Source organism: Corynebacterium stationis (genome assembly GCF_001941345.1).
In the GTDB taxonomy this organism is placed as follows: domain Bacteria; phylum Actinomycetota; class Actinomycetes; order Mycobacteriales; family Mycobacteriaceae; genus Corynebacterium; species Corynebacterium stationis.
Genome location: NZ_CP009251.1, coordinates 1247328 through 1267403, shown reverse-complemented (window position 1 = coordinate 1267403; position 20076 = coordinate 1247328). Strand labels below are relative to the sequence as shown.

Sequence of the window (20076 nt, the reverse complement as noted above, 5' to 3'; positions counted from 1 at the left end):
CGCGATCTTTTAGGATCTACCGTACCCCGCGCACTTTAGAAAACGTGAATACGCACCCGACAAATCCTGCGTCTGACCAACTTTGTGCTACACCCTAAAGCGCAGCAGCTTCTTCAATGTCCTCATTTTCTTCCACGACACCTGGCTCTAAAAGCGCGATGACCTCAAAGTGGTGTGTTCCAGGGAAAGCATTGACCAAAGTCAGGTGTGCGACCTGGAATCCGTGTTCATTCCAATATCCGATATCACGCGCGAAAGTTGCGGGGTCACAGCCGACATGCACGACGCGCTGCGGCGATACTGAAGCAACCGTAGAAACCACATCTAGCCCGGCACCAGTGCGGGGCGGATCCATGACTACTGCCGTTGGACCTGGTAGCTGCGCAGCGACTTTTTCAACGCGCTCAGAGACCACATCCACGTCATACTGTTCAAGATCTGCCTGGTTCAGTGCGGTAGCAGCCGGTGAATAATCCACGGAAATCACCCGTGCTGGCTCCTGCGGTGTGCCAAGGCTGCCCGCAATTGCCGGAACAAATACACCGACACCGCCGTAGAGGTCCCAGCCTAAAGGCTGACGACCAGGTGCTTGTGGGCAGTCTTTGAGGTAGGTACGGATTACTTCCGCATAAGTATCTGGGGCTTTCGCGTGTGCCTGCCAAAAAGCGGTGGCCGGAAAGTGAAAGTGGTGCCCGTCAGCCAGTTCTTCCACATCGCCGGTGCCCTCGATAACGGTGGTCACTTTCTCCACCCGACGCCCACGTGGCGCCTTCGAGGTTTCCACCACGTGGCGGTTGCCCTTGCTGTCTAAGACTGCAATAACTTCAGAGCCTGGGGTGAAGCGACGTGCATCGGGGCCTACGAGGCCATCGACAAGCCCTGGCGCTAATTGTGAACACGCTACTTCGTGCACGATCTCATTGGAGTTACGCTTACGCCCACCAGCTCGGCCTTGGCTATCAACCCCAAGGCGCACGCGGGTGCGCCAGCCACGCTGTGGATTGAGATTGATGGTCTCAACATCAGGGATCTCTGAAAGCTTAGCTACACGGCGCAGCTGGTCAGAGAGCACGTCGAGCTTAATCGCTACTTCCGAAGCCGGATTCAGCTCAGCGAAATCGCAGCAGCCAGCACCAAGCTCAGCAGCAGGGCACGCTGATGAAACCCGATGAGGACCTGCCTGCACCACGCTTTCTAGCTGCGCATGTGCAAAAGACTTCTTGGCCTTGGTCACGCGAGCTTGAACTACATCTCCAGGAAATCCGCCCTGGACGAATACCACGCGGCCATCGGGGGCATTGCCGATGCCTTCGCCACCATGAGCCATGCGGTCAACAGTGAGCTCCAAGCTATCTTCTGCTTTAAGCAAGCCTTGCTGTTTCGAACTATCTTCTGCGCTCATCGCTCATCCTCTTTATTTGCTGTCTGTGTTGTATCAATATTGCTTGCATCGTCAAACTGGTCGTTATCTGCCTGATCGCCATCCGCCTGCGCGTCTTTCGCTGGACCGCCTGAAGATACTTTCGGCGTGAGGGTGATTTCGCCGCGCTCAACCGCTGCTTCGACGGCCTTATTGGCGCGACGTACCATCCAAATCGTCAGTACAGTGACAACACCGGTCAAAGGCCAGCCCATCAGGATTCGCACAATGCCTAAGGTCGTTGTGTCGGAAGAGTTATAAAGGTTATTTTGGACGATAAATCGGGCAATAAAAATAACAACCCAACCAAGTGTTGCAATGGCATATGCACGACGCGCAGGAGTTACCTTCTGCCACGCCATATCCTCGCCATTGATGCCTTTCCATATAACACCAACGACTGGCCATTTAAATAACACGGAGATCAACGCAATAACGGCGAATACGAGCGATGCCCAAATTCCATAGAGGAAATACCCCTTGGCATCGCCCGTGTACCAGGCAATAGCCGCGCAAAAGGCCACACCGATGAAACCTGAAATAGCAGGCTGAATTGTCTCTTTACGAGCAATTCGCCACACCAAAATCACTAATGCGACAGAAAGAGCCGCGACAAGAGCTGGGCCAAGCCCCCACCGACTGTTTACTGGCACGAGCACCACAATCGGCAAGGTGGTCGACACGAGCCCTTGCCAGCCTCCCATCTGTTCGAGCAAAGTTTGCTCTTCGATGGGCTTTTTGGCGACTTTGGTTTTAGCGCGCTCGCCATTTCCTACTGGGTTATTCACCGTTAAATATTTGCCTTCGACATCGTGCTGAAAATTAAAGCACCCAAGGCACGCAGGTATTTAGCTGGCTTGGGTGCAATCAATAGCTTTACTCTACTTGGAGTCGCCATTTCCTTCCGAGTCATCACCGCTGGTGTCATCTGATTCGGCGGATGTATCAGAATCCTCTGGATCATTTTCAGGGTGGTGCTCAGAATTTTTCGCCGCCTGCGCTGCTGCGTTTCCTCCAAGCATCTGGAAGAGCTGACGCGCAGCTGCTTCCTGGGCGGCTTTATTAGCAGCGCTCGTATCCTGCTGGGATTGCTCCTGAGGCTTATTTTGTTCCTGCTTGCGGCGCTCCATCTCATCTTGCACCTGCTTGACCAACTGCGGAGGCATGGTCACTGGAAGAGAATTACCCGCCAGAATCGGATCATCGCCGCGGTAAACAAAGACACGCGACGCAACCTCGCGCGCCAGTTCAGTTAAGCCTTCTTCCTTGCCGGTTGGCGCAGCGAGCGTAAGTCGCAGCAACCACCGTGGGCCTTCAATTCCGATGATGCGAATCATGCCATTGGCGTTTTGGGCAGCAATCTCAGTTCCCCACGGGCCTTCTTCTAATTGCGTAGGCATGCCGTCGCGCTGGATATTTTCTACCAACTCATTGACGGAAGATTCCCATTGCCCAGTCGAGCGTGGGGCTGCAAAAGCCACAGGCGTAATACGGCCAAACTCCGTGATGATGTGCAACATCTTCGGGCCCTGCGCGCCCATTTCGACCTGTACTTGCGAGCGCTTAGGCAGCGGAATTTTCATTGACTTCAAGTCCAAAATTCCCGTGGAGAATTCCGAGAAGTCGAAAGTTTCAATGTCGACAGAGTCCCCATCAAATGGGCCCATATCCCCATTGATGGCATCGTGGCGATTAACAGTGACGTGTATTCCCTGCGCAGCTGCGGAGTCCCCCGGTGTGTCTGCGGGAGCAGGAGCATCTGCGCTTAAAGGCTGTTCAGACGCAGTTGGATTCTCCGCAGCATCCGTGCGCTCAGGAGAATTAGCTCCTGAGGCAAAAGTTTCCTCTTGCTGCGCAGGTTGCTCTGCGTTGTTCTTCTTCTTGTTTTTGCCAAAAGGCCAAAGTGCCATGGTGTTTCATCATCCCTTCGGACGAATTTATGAGTCGAATTCTTCTATTTTTTAAGTTCCGTTTGCCCAACCACGTGAGACAATTTGCGGGCTAAAGGTTTTCAGAAATTAAAAGTATTTCCTTCCAGCCTAACGAAGCTGAAGGATTTTTTAAGGTGGCCAAATGGATTTCAGCCTTTTGACGAAAGTTTTAAACGCCCGTCGATCCGTATCCACCGTCTCCACGAACAGTGCTGTCGAGCTCTTCGACCTCAACGAAATCAACTAGTTCCACGCGTTGAATGACCAGCTGCGCAATTCGCATACCACGCGAAATTTCAATGGGCTCCTGGCGGTCGTGATTAATCAGACACACCTTGATCTCCCCGCGGTAGTCAGCATCGACTGTGCCTGGGGTATTTACGACGCTGAGACCGTGCTTGGCAGCTAGACCCGAACGAGGATGGATGAGGCCTACTGTGCCCAGTGGCAAAGCAATAGCAATGCCAGTGCCCACTAAGGCACGTTCCCCAGGCTGCAAGGTTACTGATTCCGCTGCATAAAGGTCCGCGCCAGCATCACCACGGTGGGCACGTTGTGGAAGCGGCAATTCCTTATCCAAGCGCTTAATAGCAACATTGCCCAACAGCTCATCGCCGGCTGCGGATTCTAGACCAGAGTGTTGATTGTCATTGATATTTTCGTTCGTATTCACGCTCCACACCCTACCGCGCTTAGCTCTTCCCGTTTCTTTCAAGGACGCTTAACGCAACGCTAGCGCAGTAACAGGACCGAGGTGGTTCGCGAAAAATATTGGTACAAGTACACTTATGTTTTGTGACTTCATCAGCTAATTCCTCCCCCAGCAGCACTCCTTCTTCTAACCAAGCCGGCTCCAATGGCCCCTCTGCCAATACAACCGCTGAGGTTTTATACCGTGAGCGTCAGTGGGTGCCTTGGTACTGGTGGCTCGGAGCAGCTTTCGTAGCTGCGTTAACGGCTGCGACAGTAGGCCTAAACCGCCACGATTTCTGGCCGGTGATTACGTTCTTTATCGTCTTCGTCTTGCTGGCGTGGGCGCTAGTGTCCATGTCTAAGACCGTTATTACGGTGGAAAAAGATCCCGATAATACTCGCTGGATATTGGTTAAAGGCGCTCAGCTGCCTAGCGATGTAGTCGCGCGCAGCCTAGCGGTTCCAAAGTCCGCGCGCCGCAGTGCCCTAGGGCCGCAGTTAGACCCAGCCGCATTCTTGGTCAGTCACCAGTGGGTCGATGAGCTTGTGATGTTAGTACTCGATGACCCAGAAGATCCCACGCCTTATTGGTTGGTCAGCTCCAAGGACCCCGAGGCACTTCTTCGCGCTTTTGTTCCCGAGCAAGCAGAACAAGCCATCAAGGACCTGAACGCTTAAGGAAATACGTTCCTGAACGCTAAAACATAAAGCAATGGCGGTCGCCCCAGTTGCGGGCGGCCGCCATTGCTTTGTCACAAGGAGAAATTAAGCGCAATCGAGGCAGATTGGCTGACCATCTTCCATGTGGGAAAGGCGCTTGTTGGACTGCACGATAAAGCAGGACGAGCAAGTAAATTCATCCTCACGGCGTGGAACAACGGTGACGTTGAGTTCTTCACCAGTGAGATCCACTGTTGGTGGCTCGAACGGCTCTACAATTTCGCCGTCGTCGTCCATGCCGTTATTTTCGCCTTCAGCAGCCTTGAGACCTTCTAGGGAGTCAGTCTCTAGCTCGTCTTCAACTCGGCGACGGGGTGCGTCGTAATCGGTTGCCATAGATGTGTCCTTAAATAGGGTTAAACATGCGGTTTACGTTTCGTCGATCGCGCATACTAAGCCACATTTTGCCATCTGTCATTCTCGCTGCTTTGAAAAAGCCCGATTACTACCCCCGCCACGTATGTTTAGAGCTGTTTTAACGCCACTACCAGCAATTTCTCCAGCAGCGAACACTGGTGTGATTTTACCCCTATTTAAGCTGTGCGACGGACGATTCGCGGAGTCTCACAATAGAAAAAATCCCAGGCCCTTAGTCAATGACTTCCTTGGCCCCCGCAGAAGCCAAAAGTCGTTCAAAAGCCGGCGCTAATTGAGCAGAGGCAGCCCAGACCAATGATCCTCGGTCATCGGATGTCCAAGAATGTGGAACATGGACTTGCGCTCCAGATTCACGGGCGATGACAATCCCGGCGGCAACGTCCCACACCTTGACTCCGTGCTCGTAATAGGCGTCTACCGTGCCCTCGGCGACGCGGCACAAATCCAGCGCCGCAGAGCCCATACGTCGAATATCACGAACCTGCGGAAGCAGTTCCTGGAGAATCTTTGCTTGTCCTGCACGGCGGGTCTCGGTGTAACCAAAACCTGTTGCAATCAAGGAAAGGCGAGGATCTGTTTCTTGGCGACACCGCAACTGAGTGCTCGTACCGTCGCGGTATGTCACGGTTGCCCCATGGCCTACCGCTGCGGAATATAACGTTCCTTTGACCACATTGATTACTGCACCGGCAACGTACTGTCCATCAACCATGGCGCCTAGGGATACCGCGTACTCCCCGAGTCCATACATAAAGTTCACGGTTCCATCGATGGGGTCAATAATCCAGGAAACACCGGACTGAGACGGCACATTGGCGCCTTCTTCTCCGATGATTCCATCATCGGGACGGTCTTTGCGAATGCTTCCCACTATGAATTCTTCGGCAGCAGTATCAACTTCGGTTACGGGATCCACAGCAGACGTCTTAGTCTGGCTGTGCGCCCGAATATCCCCCGTCGCGGTAATCTCCGAGCGCTTTGTCGAGATCAGGGATGCCGCCTGCTGTGCTAGGTCTGCGGCATAGTCCCGTAACTTACATACATCGAATTCAGTCATACCAACCATTGTGCACTTCTATAAGATTGTGCGCATGAACACTTCCTTCGGTATTGACGTGGGCGGCTCCGGCATTAAAGGTGCTGTCGTTGATTTAGACACGGGGCAATTTATGGGCGTCCGGATAAAGATTGCGACCCCGCAGCCCGCCACACCAGAGGCGGTAGCCGCCACGGTTAAAGAAATCGTGGATCAAGCGCAGTGGGATGGTCCTATCGGCATCACTGTTCCGTCCATTGTCAAAGGCCAAATGGTGCTCTCTGCTGCAAATATTGATAAATCCTGGATTGGGATTGACGCCTATGATCTCTTTCACCGGCACCTGGGCGCGGATAGGCATATCTCTATCCTCAACGATGCTGATGCAGCTGGCTTAGCGGAAGTGGCCTTTGGCGAGGAGAAAGCAAAAACCGGCCAGGTAATTTTCTTAACCATCGGCACCGGGATTGGTTCAGCCTTTTTGATGGACGGGCGACTCTGGACTAATACTGAGATTGGGCACCTTGCTGTCGACGGCTTCGAGGCTGAGCACCAAGCATCCTCAGCGGTGAAAGATGCCCTTGACCTCTCATTCAAAAAGTGGGCTAAACGCGTCGATCGCGTACTTCATGAGTATGAGGCGTTGTTCAATCCAGACTTGTTCATCGTCGGCGGTGGCATCTCCCGCCGCTTTGACAAGTGGGGAAAGCATCTCACCACGAAGACCGAAGTTATACCCGCTGGCCTGCGTAATAAAGCAGGAATCATCGGTGCGGCAATGGCAGTCACCCGGGAGATTTCTCCATAAATTCGAAGTCTTACCTGTGAGTGTTAAAAACAAAAATAATAAAAGCTGCCTATAATGGTCACAATAACGACCCGGTCTGGCGGTGATGATCCATAATCATCTACACTGGTAGGTCGACCGTTCAATATGGAGCAACTATGCACGTGGTGGATGAGCAGTTAGTGCTGCAACGCCCTCTTATAGCAGATGAAATTAATGCGCGCACCGTGACGTTTTAATTACCATCAGCACCTTGAGGGAATGTATCCAGGTTTTATTACTGATGCGTGTTAAGTTTCAAACAAATCATGTCTAGGCGAAAGGGCGTACGTGGCAGCCACTGAATCTTCAGACCAGGCTTTCGGCGAGGGCGCAGAGGAGACTCCTGCAGTAAAGGCCCCTGCCAAAAAGACCGCGAAGAAAACGGCCAAAAAGACCGCTAAGAAGACGGCGAAGAAAACGGCCAAAAAGACCGCTAAGAAGACGGCGAAGAAAACCGCTAAGAAAACAGCAGCGAAAAAGACTGTCCGGAAGTCTGCTGCTAAAAAGGCGACTTCCCCTGCTGAGGCTTCTGCAGAATCTAACGACGAGGAAGCATTAGAAGACCAGGACGTCGACGCTACCGAGGACGAAGATCAGGCTGAAGTCGACTTCGATCCGAATGCAGCGGATGAGGATGAATTCGGCGAGCCCGCCGAAGACCTCGAAGAAGACGAGGACGAAGAGGAAGAAGAGGATGCTGGCGCCAGCGTCTGGGATGAGGATGAGTCCGCTACCCTGCGCCAAGCGCGCAAGGACGCACAGCTCACCGCTTCCGCTGACTCTGTTCGTGCTTACCTCAAGCAAATCGGTAAGGTTGCGCTGCTAAACGCAGAGCAAGAGGTTTCTCTTGCTGAGCGCATCGAGGCCGGCCTCTATGCGCAGCACCGTTTAGACGAAATGGAACGTCTGATCGCAGAAGGTGACGCTGCCGCGAAGTTGTCTCCTGCTCAAAAGCGTGACCTACGCTGGATCGCTCGTGATGGCCGCAAGGCTAAAAATCACCTCTTGGAAGCCAACCTGCGTTTGGTTGTTTCCTTGGCGAAGCGCTACACCGGCCGCGGCATGGCGTTCTTGGACCTGATCCAAGAAGGCAACTTGGGCCTTATCCGTGCGGTTGAGAAGTTTGACTACACCAAGGGCTACAAGTTCTCTACTTACGCTACTTGGTGGATCCGCCAGGCTATTACCCGCGCTATGGCTGACCAGGCTCGTACCATTCGTATTCCAGTACACATGGTCGAAGTCATCAACAAGCTCGGCCGTATCCAGCGTGAGCTGCTGCAAGATCTGGGTCGCGAGCCCACTCCTCAGGAGTTGGCTAAGGAAATGGATATCACCGAGGAGAAGGTGCTGGAAATCCAGCAATATGCTCGTGAGCCAATCTCTTTGGACCAGACCATTGGTGACGAAGGTGACTCACAGCTCGGTGACTTCATTGAAGACTCCGAGGCAGTCATCGCAGTCGATGCCGTTTCCTTTACTCTGCTGCAAGACCAGCTGCAGGATGTCTTGACCACGTTGTCTGAGCGTGAAGCTGGCGTGGTTCGACTGCGCTTCGGCCTTACCGACGGCATGCCGCGTACTTTAGACGAAATCGGTCAAGTCTACGGTGTTACTCGCGAACGTATTCGCCAGATTGAGTCGAAGACGATGTCTAAGCTGCGCCACCCATCGCGCTCTCAGGTGCTACGGGATTACCTAGACTAGATCTCAAGCTTATGGCTTAGCAATGGGGTTGTTTCCATTTCGGTGAAACAACCCCATTGTTCTCGTTTTTGATTTGAGACCTTTTGGCCGAAACATTCCGCAATAAATAAGTGGAGACACCAGGCTCGGGGGGGTGGCCTAGCGTCTCCGTGTCAGGGGGCTCGCGCCGGAACAATCGGGGGTGAAGTCCCGGGGGCCACGCGCTGGCAAGTACGAGTATGACATATTCATATTCCCCGTGCCAACCATTTCAGGTACGTGTTAAGACTTCTAGATCTTTTAGTTCCCTGGGTGTCGCCCGAGGATTTAACGACGTGCAGGAATTTTAGAGCATCATTTTATTGCTTGCATCACTGTGCGTTGGAGCAGTTGGCCAGGCAATCACTACTGCTACCCTAGTGACAATCCCCCATCGTCTTATCCTGAAAAGAGGCATGAAATTGCGTACCCAGGCCGCTCCCGATCACCTTCATAATCCGGTAGCAATCGTTGGAGCAGGACCTGCAGGACTCATGCTTTCGCATTTGCTGCATTTACAGGGCGTTGAATCGGTAGTACTGGAAAAGCAATCCCGCTCTGAGGTTGAGTCGACAGTGCGCGCGGGCATTTTGGAGCAAGGCACCATCGACCTGTTGCGCAAGACCGGCGTCGGCGAACGCCTTGACCGGGAGGCAGAAATCGATGAAGGCATTTCAGTTTCTATTGCTGGAGAAAGTCATCGCATCGATTTTGCCAAGTACACCGGCAAACAAGTCGCTGTCTATCCACAGCATGAAGTTCTCATTGATCTTATTGCCCAACGTTTAAGCGATGACGGGGAAATTTGGTTCGATACAGAAGTAACGGCTATCGATGATCACGAAACAGATAATCCGAAGGTGCACTACCAAGCCGCGGATGGCACTTCTGGAGTACTCAGTGCCAATTTTGTGATCGGCGCTGATGGTTCGAAGTCTTTGACCCGCAAGCTCATCACCGGTGCAGGAGGACTGCGCATGAAACATGAGTATCCCTTTGCGTGGTTTGGAATCATGGTCAATGCTCCACAGACCGCACCAGAGCTGATTTATGCGACCCACCCTGCAGGTTTTGCTCTCATTTCCACGCGTAGCGAACATGTCCAGCGCTATTATCTGCAGTGCGATCCAGAAGATACACCAGATATGTGGTCGGATGAGCGGATTTGGGAACAGCTGCACCTGCGCGCCGATTCTGATGCTGTCACTGTCTCTGAAGGCGAGATTACTGATAAGGCAGTGTTGCGTTTCCGCTCCGCAGTCACCGACCCGATGCAGCGCGGGCGCCTGTTTACCGCAGGCGATGCAGCACACACAGTGCCGCCAACCGGAGCCAAGGGCCTTAATCTGGCCATGGGTGATATTTGTGCGCTAGCCCCACGACTAGCTCATGCTGTGAAGAAATCCGATACTTCCGCGCTAGATGATTACTCTAAGCTTGCATTGCCGCGTGTATGGAAGACGCAACATTTTAGTTACTGGATGTCTTCGATGCTGCATTCCGTGCCAGGTGCAGACCAGATGTCTACCCAGTTCCAAACCAATCGCCGGCTCGCAGAACTATCGACTGTTGTCACCACCGATGCTGGGCGCCAGTTGCTTGCGCAGCAGTATGTCGGCTGGGATTTCCCGTCCATCGATTCTTTTTAAGAACTCTCTTGCTCCGCAAACTTCACTAGTGTGGGGAGCATGAGCCAACATTTTGAACTAAAAGTACCGGGCGGAAAACTCGTCGTTGTCGATGTCGATACCGACGGTGACACCATCACAAACGTGAAAATTTCCGGAGATTTCTTCATTGAGCCAGATGAGGCATTTTTTGCTTTGAGCCGGGCGCTGGAGGGGGCGTCGACAAGCGATTCTGCGGAGCGGCTACAAGCAAAGATGGACGCTGCTCTTGCAGCATTCAACCATGCTGAGCTGCAGGGCTTTCAAACTAGCGATGTAGCGCTAGCCGTGCGTCGTGCCGTCACAGGTGCCCGGGATTTTATTGATTTTGAGTGGGAAATTATGCACCCGGGCGTATTGCCCACCCCGGTCAATGTTGCCCTTGATGAATTGCTTTTGGAACAAGTAGCTAGCGGCAAGCGCAAACCCACCATGCGCATCTGGGACTGGCAAGACCGCGCGACCGTTATCGGTAGCTTCCAGTCCTACGTCAACGAACTACACTCCGAAGGAGTCGAAGAACACGGGGTCACCGTGGTACGCCGCATGTCTGGCGGCGGTGCAATGTTTATGGAAGGTGGCAACTGCATCACCTACTCCCTCTATGCCCCTGAATCACTAGTAGCCGGGCTAAGCTACGAACAATCCTATGAATATCTAGATCGCTGGGTGCTGGCAGCATTGAAAGAACACGGCGTAGATGCGTGGTATGTGCCAATTAATGACATCACCTCTACCGGCGGCAAAATTGGTGGTGCTGCCCAAAAGCGCCGTGGCGGTGCCGTCTTGCACCACGTGACCATGTCTTATGACATTGACGCCGATATGATGACGCAAGTCCTGCGCACCGGCAAGGTGAAGATCTCCGATAAAGGATTGCGCAGCGCGAAAAAGCGCGTGGACCCACTGCGCCGGCAAACCGGTGCTTCGCGTGAGCAGCTCATCGATACACTCAAGTCGGTATTTTCTAGCCGCTATGGCGCCGAAGAGGTAGGACTCAGTGACTCCGATTTACACGCCGCCAAGACCTTGGTGGACGAGAAATACGCGACTGAAGGGTGGACAAAGCGCGTCCCCTAACTCCTAATCCGGCGTTTGGCCGAGCGCCCAATGGCCTTGAGGCTTTGCTTGAATTGCTGGCTTGAGGTCATCGGGTAGATCTTTTCTGCGACCTGCTGTGCGTCTTCGTAATTTTGTTCCACGTGCTGCGTGGTTAGTGGACCACCAGGAGTTACCGGTTCATATAAGTCAGTAATCGTCCATGCCGACCCCACTGAGGCATGCTTGACCGTGTAGTACATTCCGGCATGCGCGGATACCGCGATTCCTGAAACCCCACGTGCTGCTGCCACCAGGTGTGGGTGAAAGCGCGTGGAAATCCAAGTTTGACCTTCCCTGGTCGGCAAACCAAAAGCCCACAGTTCATCAAAGGCCACCACCCGTACGTGTTCCATTAGCTCTGGATCGAATTCGCGCAACAGGTCTAGAACCTTGTGGTCATATTCGGGAATACATTCCACATAAGCAACATCGTCGCCGGTAGCGCCTAGGTGCTTGAGCTGGCGAATAATCCTGCGTGCGAGCTCATCAACTTCAATGCCCAATAGATCGGATTGCGCAATCACGACGAAGTCGCGCTCACGCGCATCTGCATTACCCCACCCCAGGCCATGCACTGCCGCCGGATCTGAGGCAGCTAACCACGCATCATCTAAACCACGCTCCACGTGGGCAAGGTTGGCAAAAAGCGCCTCTGAAGGCTCATCGCGCACCTCCATGTGATCGAAGTGTTGCAGCCACTTATCCAGCTGGTCTTTGATCTCATCGCCAGGGATAAAGCCCTGCCCCGTCATCACTTTATACGTCGCGTTTAAGCTCGCGGCGGCGGCCAAAACCTTCAAGTGATGTGGCCAGGTGTCATTGAGCCAGCCACCACCGATAACATGCACGATATCAGCGGTCTTAGCCAGGTTTAGCCCGGTGGTAAGAAGCGGCTTGGAGTAAGTATCTTTCAGCGCTTCGACTACTTCATCTTCGTCGGCGCACTTGAGCCCGAGATGCCACAAAGTATCTGTCACCGTTAGGTGCGGGTGCACATTAGCGTGCAATATGGATGCGATTCCCGGGCTATGGCAGTCCAAGATCACCCGCGCGTGTGGGCGCCTGCGATAAAGCTCGCGCAACCAGGCGGAAATAATGAATTCATCACCGAAATTAGGGTGCCCCGCGGGCGCGACAAGATAAATCGTTTCAGGCATGTTTACCATCGTTGCACAGCGTCGTTGCGAGGGCTGTAATGACTTACTTAGTTATCTAAGTCAACCCTAAGTGCCTTACTTTTGAGGACGTTCCTGCGGGCCAGCGTCCTTCGGCGCAACTTGGCGCACGGATTCAATAAGTGTGCCTAAAGCCCCGTATTCCATCATGGTATTTGGGCTCAGTGAGCAATAGTCCAGGATTTGATATCCGGCGTGCTGGATAGCACGGTGTTTAGCCCATTGCTGCTGTGCTTGCTCCGGGTGATCCATTGCCAAGCTTTGGATAGACCGACGCTCAGATAAAAGCTCGTACTGGAGATCGCGGCGCTGAGCCAAAGCCTCATCCGGAGTTCCCGTGAGCAAACTGCCCAAGACGGTGGACATCGATTGGTAGGCACGCTGCTGCAGGCGCTTATTCTCACGTTCTTTGGAGCCATTGCTGAAAAACCACAGCACGATGAAAGCAAAGACAACTGAAAGCCCAATTTCCATACCACGGGAGACAATAAGGCTGCCTAAAGGTTCGGAAATTCCACCCATCAAAAGCGCCAATGGCGTCGAGAAAATCACACACAGCGCGTAGTTCTTCACCACCATCACTTCAGCAAAGAACTGACACAACGCTAGTGCAGCAAGCAATGACCAGCCTTCAACTCCGAAGAAGTAAAACATCGAGAAGACCACAAGTCCTAAAATCGAACCCAAAACACGGTGGGTACCACGAATGGTGCCAGGGACTTTCTCGGGGCCATTTTGCAAAATCAGCAAGGCCGAGATGACACCCCAGTCGGGGCGATTAAGACCTAAGGCAATGCCCACTACCCCCGTGGCGAGTGCTGCAATCAGCACTTTCTTGGCCGTAACCATCGCGTGGCTATCTGCCGTTAAGGAGCGGTAAATGCGATAGCGTGCGGTAGGCCGTGCGTGCGGCATAGTCGTGCGCTCAGGGTCAATGAGGTTGACCGTTTCAAAGAAAGCTTCAGCATCTGCTCCCGACCCCGCTTGATTGCGTTTTACGATCGCTTCTTGGGCGTTCAGAGTGCGCTCAACGAGCTCTTGCTGAGAAGGCATAACACTACGGCCTGCGTTAACGATGCCTGCATCTGCAAGCGCTGTCCACGCCGCGGTCAACGCCGTCTGAGCTTGGTGGTGCCGAGCAATTTCATCATCTTTCGCGTTTTGGAAAGCCTTGGTCGCGCGTTCTAGCGTGGCAACGGTTGCCCGCTCTGGGCCATGCGGATCACGCAACGCCGGAAGCATTCCCAAAATCAAGCCCGTAACAATAGCTGTCAACGGCCAAAAGGCTGCTTCTAAAGGATCCGTACCCGAACGTGCCAACATAGTTGAGCCACCAGTGACCATGACGATGAAAAAGCCACCTGGGGGCGGAAGCCGCAGTGCATTTTGAACAAAGACAATGCCTGCCCCTAGTACTGCGACATATACCGCAGTCAGCAATAACCACGCGTGGCCGTGGCCGGGGGCAAAGACCAAAGCACCCACCAACGCGCCTACTGTGGAACCTGTCCACAACAGTGCACCGGCAGTCAACATGACTTTCCAGCGCTTGCGGTACACGATGCCTTCGCCGTAGATGACCGTGAAAGCACCAGCACAAATCAGCAAAATCGCATCCTTATGGCCAGTAAGCATAGCGATGCTGCCCGGGATAAGGATTGCTAAGGCTGCACGCAAGGGGCCTGCCCACCGCGTGGCCGTGGAATTAATGGCGATAAAGGCGGTCCACCAATCCGACAACGTCAACTTCTTTTGCGCTGGGCCTTGAAGGTCATCCACTGCTGATTTATCCCCTTATCCTTCTTAGAGTTGTTTATTGAATTATTTAAGCACCATTGAAGCCCCGGCAATTCACTAACAGAACAAGCGCTTAGCGCAGAATCTTTTGGTTGATTCTGCGCTAAGCGCTTCGGCGATACCGGGCAAGCTTAATTTCCTAGTATCTAGCTTTACCCTGCATTATTGCATGACGCAATTTAAACCACGCACCGCGTGATTGAGGTTACTAAAGTGAAGACTCCAAGCAAGCTTGAAGTTCTTCTGTGTTGGCAGCGGTATTCATGCACTCTTGCACGACTGGATCCGTAAAGGCCAGCAAGATCACTCCAAAAATAATGATGGACGCGACGATGCCGATGATCGAGAAGATGAGTCCCAGCACTGACATCCACGTACGGCGAGCTTCTTTTGCCTTCTTGCGGTTGCGGACAAAAGCGATGATCGCCAAAATCACGCCAATGACGCCGGGAACAATCGCGAATCCAGTCACGGCTACCAACAAGGAAATAATGCCGAGGACAAAAGCAGCTACTGCTAGAGTCGACTTCTTCTCCGGTGCCCCGCCTGGTTGTCCTGCATCATAGCTCTGATACTGCTGGTATCCGCCATATCCTGAGCCTTGCTCATTGTATGCTGCTCCGGGCCCAGAACCTGCGCCTGGATATCCTGCGCCTTGCCCCGCCCCGTGGGTGGATTCGCCATAGCTGGGCAGGGAGCCGCCATGTGAATCGCTATAAGGCTGATCCCCGTATTGATTAGGGTTGTTGCCCGAGTCGTACGGGTTATTCGTCGGATTGGACATAGTTGATCATCCTTAACGGTTGTTAGCTATATTGAACTAGCTAACGATTCTACCTGAGCCAACCCTAACTTCGCCGTGGTGCACGCCCCCGAATGCGCGCACCACATAGCGAGCAGCCGCTGACGCGCAGCCCGGCGCGCTGGGCCCTGGCCTACCACTTGCGTAGGTATTCGATTCTTTCGCGTAACTGGTCAGCATTGCATAGCGCGGTTGGTGGTCCACCACATGCCTTGCGCGCTTCAGTGTGGATAGCACCGTGTGGTCTGCCTGTGCGCCCTGCGGTAATCGAAACAATGGTGTTGAGTTCTTTACGCAGGTTGGTTACCTCGTCGATGGCAACGGGGCTATCGCCTTCTTGCTCAGATTGTTCCTGGGCTTTGCGTCGATTAGCGGGTGCGGACGGGAGTCCGTGAATCTTGCGGCGATGTTCTTCGGCTGCTTGTGCTGCACGCTCTTCGCGTTCTTTCGCAGCACGGGCGTCCATCTCTTCGGCTTGTTTCTTACGCAGCAAGTCTTTGACTTGGTCGGCGTCTAAGAGCCCTGGGATACCGAGGAAGTCGGCATCTTCGTCGGAATCGAGTGCTGCGGTATTAAATTGCGAGCCGTCGTAGATAAGCGATGAGAACTCCGCCTCAGCACCAATTGATTCATATGACGGTTCCAAGTCCGGTTCGGTTTGTTCCTTGTTAGCTTGGACTACAAGGTCTTCGTCCCAACCGTCATCTTCCCTATCGGGTTTGCCCAGGACATGGTCGCGGGATTTTTCCATGTTTTCCGCAAGGCCCAATAGCCGGGGTACGGAAGGCAGAAATACTGAAGCTGTTTCACCGGGCATACGCGAACGCACGAAACGGCCAATCGCCTGTGCGAAAAACAGCGGAGTCGATGCGGAGGTGGCATAAACGCCTACGGCAAGGCGGGGAACGTCAACGCCTTCAGACACCATGCGCACTGCAACCATCCACTCATCACGGCTATCAGAAAATTCCTGAATGCGCTCTGAGGAACCTGGCTCATCAGACAAAATGACCGATACAGGCGTGGAGGACAATTCCTTCAGAATCTTGGCATAGGCACGTGCTGTTGCGGTATCGGTTGCAATAACCAATCCGCCGGCGTCTGGCATATTGCGCCGCATCTGCATCAAGCGCGTATGTGCGGCTTGCAGAACGGAAGGAATCCAGTCACCGCGTGGATCCAGCGCGGTCTTCCACGCACGCGCGGTTTGCTCCGGGTTGAGCGGATCCCCAAGGCGTGCGGCGAATTCTTCACCGGCAGAAGTGCGCCATCGGGCTTCACCTGAGTAGGCCAAAAAGACCACCGGGCGCACGACGCCATCGGCAAGCGCATGCCCGTAGTCATAGGTGTGGTCAGAGCGCGATACTAAGTGCCCCTCCCCGTCCTCTTCGTAGCGCACGAAAGGAATCTGGGAGTCATCGGAACGAAATGGCGTACCGGTTAGCGCTAGTCGATGCTCGGCGTCGTCATAAGCTTCGCGCACACCATCGCCCCAGCTTTTTGCATCGCCCGCGTGGTGAATCTCATCCAAGATCACCAAAGTACGCCGCGCTGAGGTCACCGCGCGGTGCTTGAACGGGTGCATGCCCACCTGTGCATAGGTGACCACGATGCCGTCAAAAGACGGGTTAACGGCAGACGAGTTGGTGAAATATGGGTCTAGTGACAAGCCAACCCGTGCGGCAGCCGCCGACCACTGCACCTTCAGGTGCTCCGTTGGCACGACTACAATAACGCGCTCAACGGTGCGAGAATCAACCAATTCTGTCGCAACACGCAGCGCGAAAGTAGTCTTACCTGCACCTGGCGTTGCCACGGCCATGAAGTCTTTGGGCTTGGTGGCTAAGAATTTATCAAGTGCCGCTTGCTGCCAGGCACGTAGTTGACCTTTGTTCCTGGAAGTTTGTGCACTCACTTTCGACGCAGGCCCTTATAAATCCGTTCGCAGTCGGGGCATACCGGCGAGCCCGGCTTGGCCTGTTTGGTCACCGGGAAAGTTTCCCCGCACAACGCAACAACCATCTTGCCGGACACAGCAGAGTCCACAATCTGGTTCTTTTTGACGTAGTGAAAGAACTTCGGGGTGTCATTGTCGGTAGTGCTTACATCCTCACGGATGTCTGGTCTCTCAATAGTCTTTGTCGTCGTACTCACGCCCTCCATCTTGCCCCAAAACCCCACCGAAAGAGCAAGCCGCAGGTAGGGGCGTATCGAATTTGGGTAGGTGATCGGTCTAGGCTTGAAAACCATGAGTTCCGGTCGAAGTAAAGGCAAGGGTCAATCCACCGCCAAACCATGGTGGCGCCGCAGGAAATCTGTGCTGATTACAGATGCTGAGGTATCACCTGGGCAAGACCGCCACCGACGGGAAATCGGTTATGGCATCTTGATGTTTCTGCGTGTGCCTTCGCTGCTGATTTCCTTGTGGCTGATCTATTCGTATAACGCGTGGATTATCGCTGCGTTAATTTCCGCGGTTACCATTCCTTTGCCGTGGATTGCGGTGGTCTTTGCCAATGCCCGGGGGCAAAAGCGTGATGCCCGTGAGCGCAATACCTATAAGCCAGCACTGGCGCGGCAAGCTCGGGCGGAGGCGATAGCGGCTAATAATAAGCCGGAGCTGGAATACACCGACTCCCCGCGGCGGGAATCTGACATTATTGATCACATCACCGACTCTCCTGACCAAAGTGATCAATCTTTCGAAACTACAGATGATTTATCCCCGTCTCCAGATTCTTCAAAGGATGAATAGATGACTGAATTTTGCCCACCGCTTAATCCCGATATTCCGTTGCATGTGCTTGCGCCAGAGTTAGTCGACGTCTTCGAAAAAGCCGGTTTCAATACCCACGGCATCGCAGCACACTTGGGTCCGCAGGCAACAGAGGCTTTATACCGTGGCGAGCCCGCTGCAGTGGAGGTCGCGACCGGCCGGGGCACCCAGATGGACTTACTCATCAGGTTATTTTTGTTGCATGAGCCCATGCCGGCTACAGAATTAGCAAAGGCAGTAGGTTCAGTTTTGGCCACCAAGCTTGTCGATGCCAACATCGCGCAGACTAATGCCAGCGGGGTCGTGCGTATCGCGCTTGATATTCGCTCGCATGTCATTGATGGCGCTAATCGGTGGGTCTTTTCCGATGTTGATGCCTCTGTGGTTGACCACGTCCCAGGACCTGAACACGTATTAGGTGTGGGCGCCGCTAGCCTTTCGCTGTTGCGCACCACTCCAACGACACCAGTGCAGTCCGTTTTGGATTTGGGCACCGGATCTGGCGTGCAGTTGCTGGGCCAAATCGACAGCGCACAGCACATCGTCGCTACCGATGTACATGAGCGCGCCCTTGCCCTTGCGCAGGCCACGATTGCCACGACGGGGGCACAGCATGTGGAGTTTCGTCACGGAAGTTGGTTTGAGCCAATAGCGGGCGAGAAATTTGACCGCATTGTTGCTAATCCGCCTTTTGTGGTCGGCCTGCCAGAAGTTGGCCATGTCTACCGCGACTCTGGTCTCAACCTTGATGGCGCCAGTGAGTTGGTGGTTTCCCAAGCAGCTGAGCATCTCACCCCAGGCGGCACGGCGCACTTGCTTGCAGCGTGGGTGCACACCCCGGATGAATCATGGCAACAACGTGTTGCTTCATGGTTGCCCAAAACTGGTGCCAGCGCATGGGTCTTGCAGCGTGACGTCGCTGATCCGGCCTTGTATGTCTCCACGTGGCTTAAAGATGAATCCATCGATCCGCGCAGTGATGAAGGCCGCGAACGTGCCCGGCTCTGGCTCGAGCACTTCCGGGAGCACAATGTCACCGGCATCGGCTTTGGATTTGTCGCCTTGCAGCGTATCGATGACAACTTGCCATCCGAAGTTACTGCTGAAGAAATTCCACAGGCTTTCGAAGATGCTTTAGGTGCGGAAGTTGAAGAGCACTTCATGCGCTCTGCGTGGCTGCGAAATCTTTTACCTGATGAGCTGGGAGATAAACAGTTTGGGCTGCGCCCGGGCGTTGCACGCGAGGATATTGCGCTGTCGAATTCAGAACTCGGCTTCGGATTCACTCGCTCAACCATGCGCCTTACACGCACGGAAGGACCGCGCTGGACACACGAAGTAGATGAGCACATCGCAGCAATTGTCGCAGGTCTTAACCCCCAGGGACTCAACCTGCGCGAGACCCTGGAGCTATATGCCGTCGCTAATGACTACGACGCAGACGAGCTCTATAGCGCTGCTCTGCCTGCTATTACGGACTTAGTGCGCCATGGCTTCCTCTACCCCACCGAATTAGGCCCAGTAATCTAGCAACCCGACAAGGAGTTCTTTTCTTATGCGCGCTGTCTTAACGCGTTGTATCTCTGCGACAGTTACCGTCGATGAGGAAATAGTCGGCTCCTTCGACGCGCCATCAACCGGTGGGCTTCTAGCGCTCATCGGTGTCTCGGTCGAAGATATCCACACAGGTGAGCAGGATCCTGCGGTACTGGACAATAAGATCGCCACTATGGCGCGCAAGATTGCTGAGCTACGCATCCTTGATGGTGAAACCTCTGTGGAATCTACCGGCGCTCCAGTGCTGGTGGTTAGCCAGTTCACCCTCTATGGCCGCACCGCCAAAGGACGTCGCCCTTCTTGGTCGGATGCTGCACCAGGGCTTGCTGCCGAACCAGTTATCAACAAAGTAATTGACCAACTTCGCGCGCGGAATATTCACGTCGAAGAAGGTCGCTTCGGCGCCATGATGAAAGTCGCGTCCGTCAACGACGGCCCCTTTACTGTGCTCGTCGAATCCTAAACTAAG

At 53.9% G+C, this 20076-nt stretch carries 19 protein-coding genes; 8 read left to right on the top strand and 11 right to left on the bottom strand.

Annotation, left to right across the window (positions count from 1 at the left end; genetic code table 11):
• Window positions 1-94: 94 nt before the first annotated feature.
• From CSTAT_RS05900 to dut, 4 genes are all read right to left on the bottom strand, one after another.
• Window positions 95-1402, bottom strand: coding sequence for a class I SAM-dependent RNA methyltransferase (locus tag CSTAT_RS05900; RefSeq protein ID WP_075722795.1), 1308 nt, complete (start codon window positions 1400-1402; stop codon window positions 95-97).
• A complete protein-coding gene (locus CSTAT_RS05895; protein ID WP_083640896.1) occupies window positions 1399-2124 on the bottom strand; it encodes a DUF3159 domain-containing protein in 726 nt (241 codons plus the stop codon). Before CSTAT_RS05895 ends, CSTAT_RS05900 begins: the two co-directional genes overlap by 4 nt.
• A 177-nt stretch (window positions 2125-2301) precedes the next feature.
• Window positions 2302-3330, bottom strand: a complete 1029-nt coding sequence (locus tag CSTAT_RS05890; protein WP_075722794.1) for a DUF3710 domain-containing protein — start codon at window positions 3328-3330, stop codon at window positions 2302-2304.
• Between the two features lie 190 nt (window positions 3331-3520).
• The gene (dut, locus tag CSTAT_RS05885; RefSeq protein ID WP_088859305.1) at window positions 3521-3958 is read right to left on the bottom strand and encodes a dUTP diphosphatase; all 438 of its coding nucleotides are present in this window, start codon (window positions 3956-3958) and stop codon (window positions 3521-3523) included.
• Between the two features lie 188 nt (window positions 3959-4146).
• Here dut and CSTAT_RS05880 point away from each other — a divergent pair, with 188 nt between their 5' ends.
• On the top strand, window positions 4147-4722 hold the full coding sequence (locus tag CSTAT_RS05880) for a DUF3093 domain-containing protein (RefSeq protein WP_075722793.1): 576 nt from the start codon (window positions 4147-4149) through the stop codon (window positions 4720-4722).
• 87 nt (window positions 4723-4809) lie between these two features.
• Here the strand turns inward: CSTAT_RS05880 and CSTAT_RS05875 are convergent, their stop codons facing one another.
• Together CSTAT_RS05875 and CSTAT_RS05870 are read right to left on the bottom strand one after the other, a co-directional pair.
• Entirely contained in the window at window positions 4810-5100 is a 291-nt protein-coding gene (locus tag CSTAT_RS05875) for a DUF4193 domain-containing protein (protein WP_066793669.1), read from the bottom strand.
• 253 nt (window positions 5101-5353) lie between these two features.
• Window positions 5354-6208, bottom strand: coding sequence for an inositol monophosphatase family protein (locus CSTAT_RS05870; protein WP_083640706.1), 855 nt, complete (start codon window positions 6206-6208; stop codon window positions 5354-5356).
• A gap of 25 nt (window positions 6209-6233) precedes the next feature.
• On the opposite strand from CSTAT_RS05870, the gene ppgK reads away from it, so the two are divergent.
• From ppgK to CSTAT_RS05850, 4 genes are all read left to right on the top strand, one after another.
• On the top strand, window positions 6234-6986 hold the full coding sequence (gene ppgK / locus CSTAT_RS05865) for a polyphosphate--glucose phosphotransferase (RefSeq protein WP_075722792.1): 753 nt from the start codon (window positions 6234-6236) through the stop codon (window positions 6984-6986).
• Between the two features lie 309 nt (window positions 6987-7295).
• Window positions 7296-8714 (top strand): RNA polymerase sigma factor, encoded by a 1419-nt coding sequence (locus CSTAT_RS05860; protein WP_075722791.1) that lies wholly within the window; start codon window positions 7296-7298, stop codon window positions 8712-8714.
• 434 nt (window positions 8715-9148) lie between these two features.
• A complete protein-coding gene (locus tag CSTAT_RS05855; RefSeq protein ID WP_075722790.1) occupies window positions 9149-10381 on the top strand; it encodes a 4-hydroxybenzoate 3-monooxygenase in 1233 nt (410 codons plus the stop codon).
• A gap of 39 nt (window positions 10382-10420) precedes the next feature.
• Window positions 10421-11479: a lipoate-protein ligase small subunit gene (locus CSTAT_RS05850; RefSeq protein WP_075722789.1), complete on the top strand. Its 1059-nt coding sequence runs from the start codon at window positions 10421-10423 to the stop codon at window positions 11477-11479.
• Here the strand turns inward: CSTAT_RS05850 and CSTAT_RS05845 are convergent.
• The 5 genes from CSTAT_RS05845 to CSTAT_RS05825 all read right to left on the bottom strand — a co-directional run bounded on the left by CSTAT_RS05845 (window position 11476) and on the right by CSTAT_RS05825 (window position 17437).
• Window positions 11476-12657, bottom strand: coding sequence for a polysaccharide pyruvyl transferase family protein (locus CSTAT_RS05845; RefSeq protein WP_244892913.1), 1182 nt, complete (start codon window positions 12655-12657; stop codon window positions 11476-11478). The genes CSTAT_RS05850 and CSTAT_RS05845 overlap by 4 nt on opposite strands.
• Before the next feature lie 75 nt (window positions 12658-12732).
• Complete coding sequence (locus CSTAT_RS05840; RefSeq protein WP_083640703.1) at window positions 12733-14454, bottom strand: FUSC family protein; 1722 nt, start codon at window positions 14452-14454, stop codon at window positions 12733-12735.
• A gap of 226 nt (window positions 14455-14680) precedes the next feature.
• Window positions 14681-15256 carry a DUF4190 domain-containing protein gene (locus CSTAT_RS05835; protein ID WP_075722787.1) on the bottom strand — a complete coding sequence of 192 codons (576 nt, stop codon included), beginning with the start codon at window positions 15254-15256 and terminating at the stop codon, window positions 14681-14683.
• Window positions 15257-15407: 151 nt separating this feature from the next.
• Window positions 15408-17189 (bottom strand): DEAD/DEAH box helicase, encoded by a 1782-nt coding sequence (locus CSTAT_RS05830; RefSeq protein WP_075722786.1) that lies wholly within the window; start codon window positions 17187-17189, stop codon window positions 15408-15410.
• Complete coding sequence (locus tag CSTAT_RS05825; protein ID WP_066797534.1) at window positions 17186-17437, bottom strand: DUF3039 domain-containing protein; 252 nt, start codon at window positions 17435-17437, stop codon at window positions 17186-17188. The genes CSTAT_RS05830 and CSTAT_RS05825 overlap by 4 nt, the downstream gene beginning before the upstream one ends.
• Window positions 17438-17522: 85 nt before the next feature.
• On the opposite strand from CSTAT_RS05825, the gene CSTAT_RS05820 reads away from it, so the two are divergent.
• From CSTAT_RS05820 to CSTAT_RS05810, 3 genes are read left to right on the top strand one after another with little or no spacing between them, the layout of a single operon-like run.
• On the top strand, window positions 17523-18029 hold the full coding sequence (locus CSTAT_RS05820; RefSeq protein WP_075722785.1) for a DUF3099 domain-containing protein: 507 nt from the start codon (window positions 17523-17525) through the stop codon (window positions 18027-18029).
• Window positions 18030-19580: a DUF7782 domain-containing protein gene (locus CSTAT_RS05815; protein WP_075722784.1), complete on the top strand. Its 1551-nt coding sequence runs from the start codon at window positions 18030-18032 to the stop codon at window positions 19578-19580. It begins immediately after the preceding gene.
• A gap of 25 nt (window positions 19581-19605) precedes the next feature.
• Window positions 19606-20070: a D-aminoacyl-tRNA deacylase gene (locus CSTAT_RS05810; protein ID WP_075722783.1), complete on the top strand. Its 465-nt coding sequence runs from the start codon at window positions 19606-19608 to the stop codon at window positions 20068-20070.
• The last annotated feature ends 6 nt before the right edge of the window (window positions 20071-20076 follow it).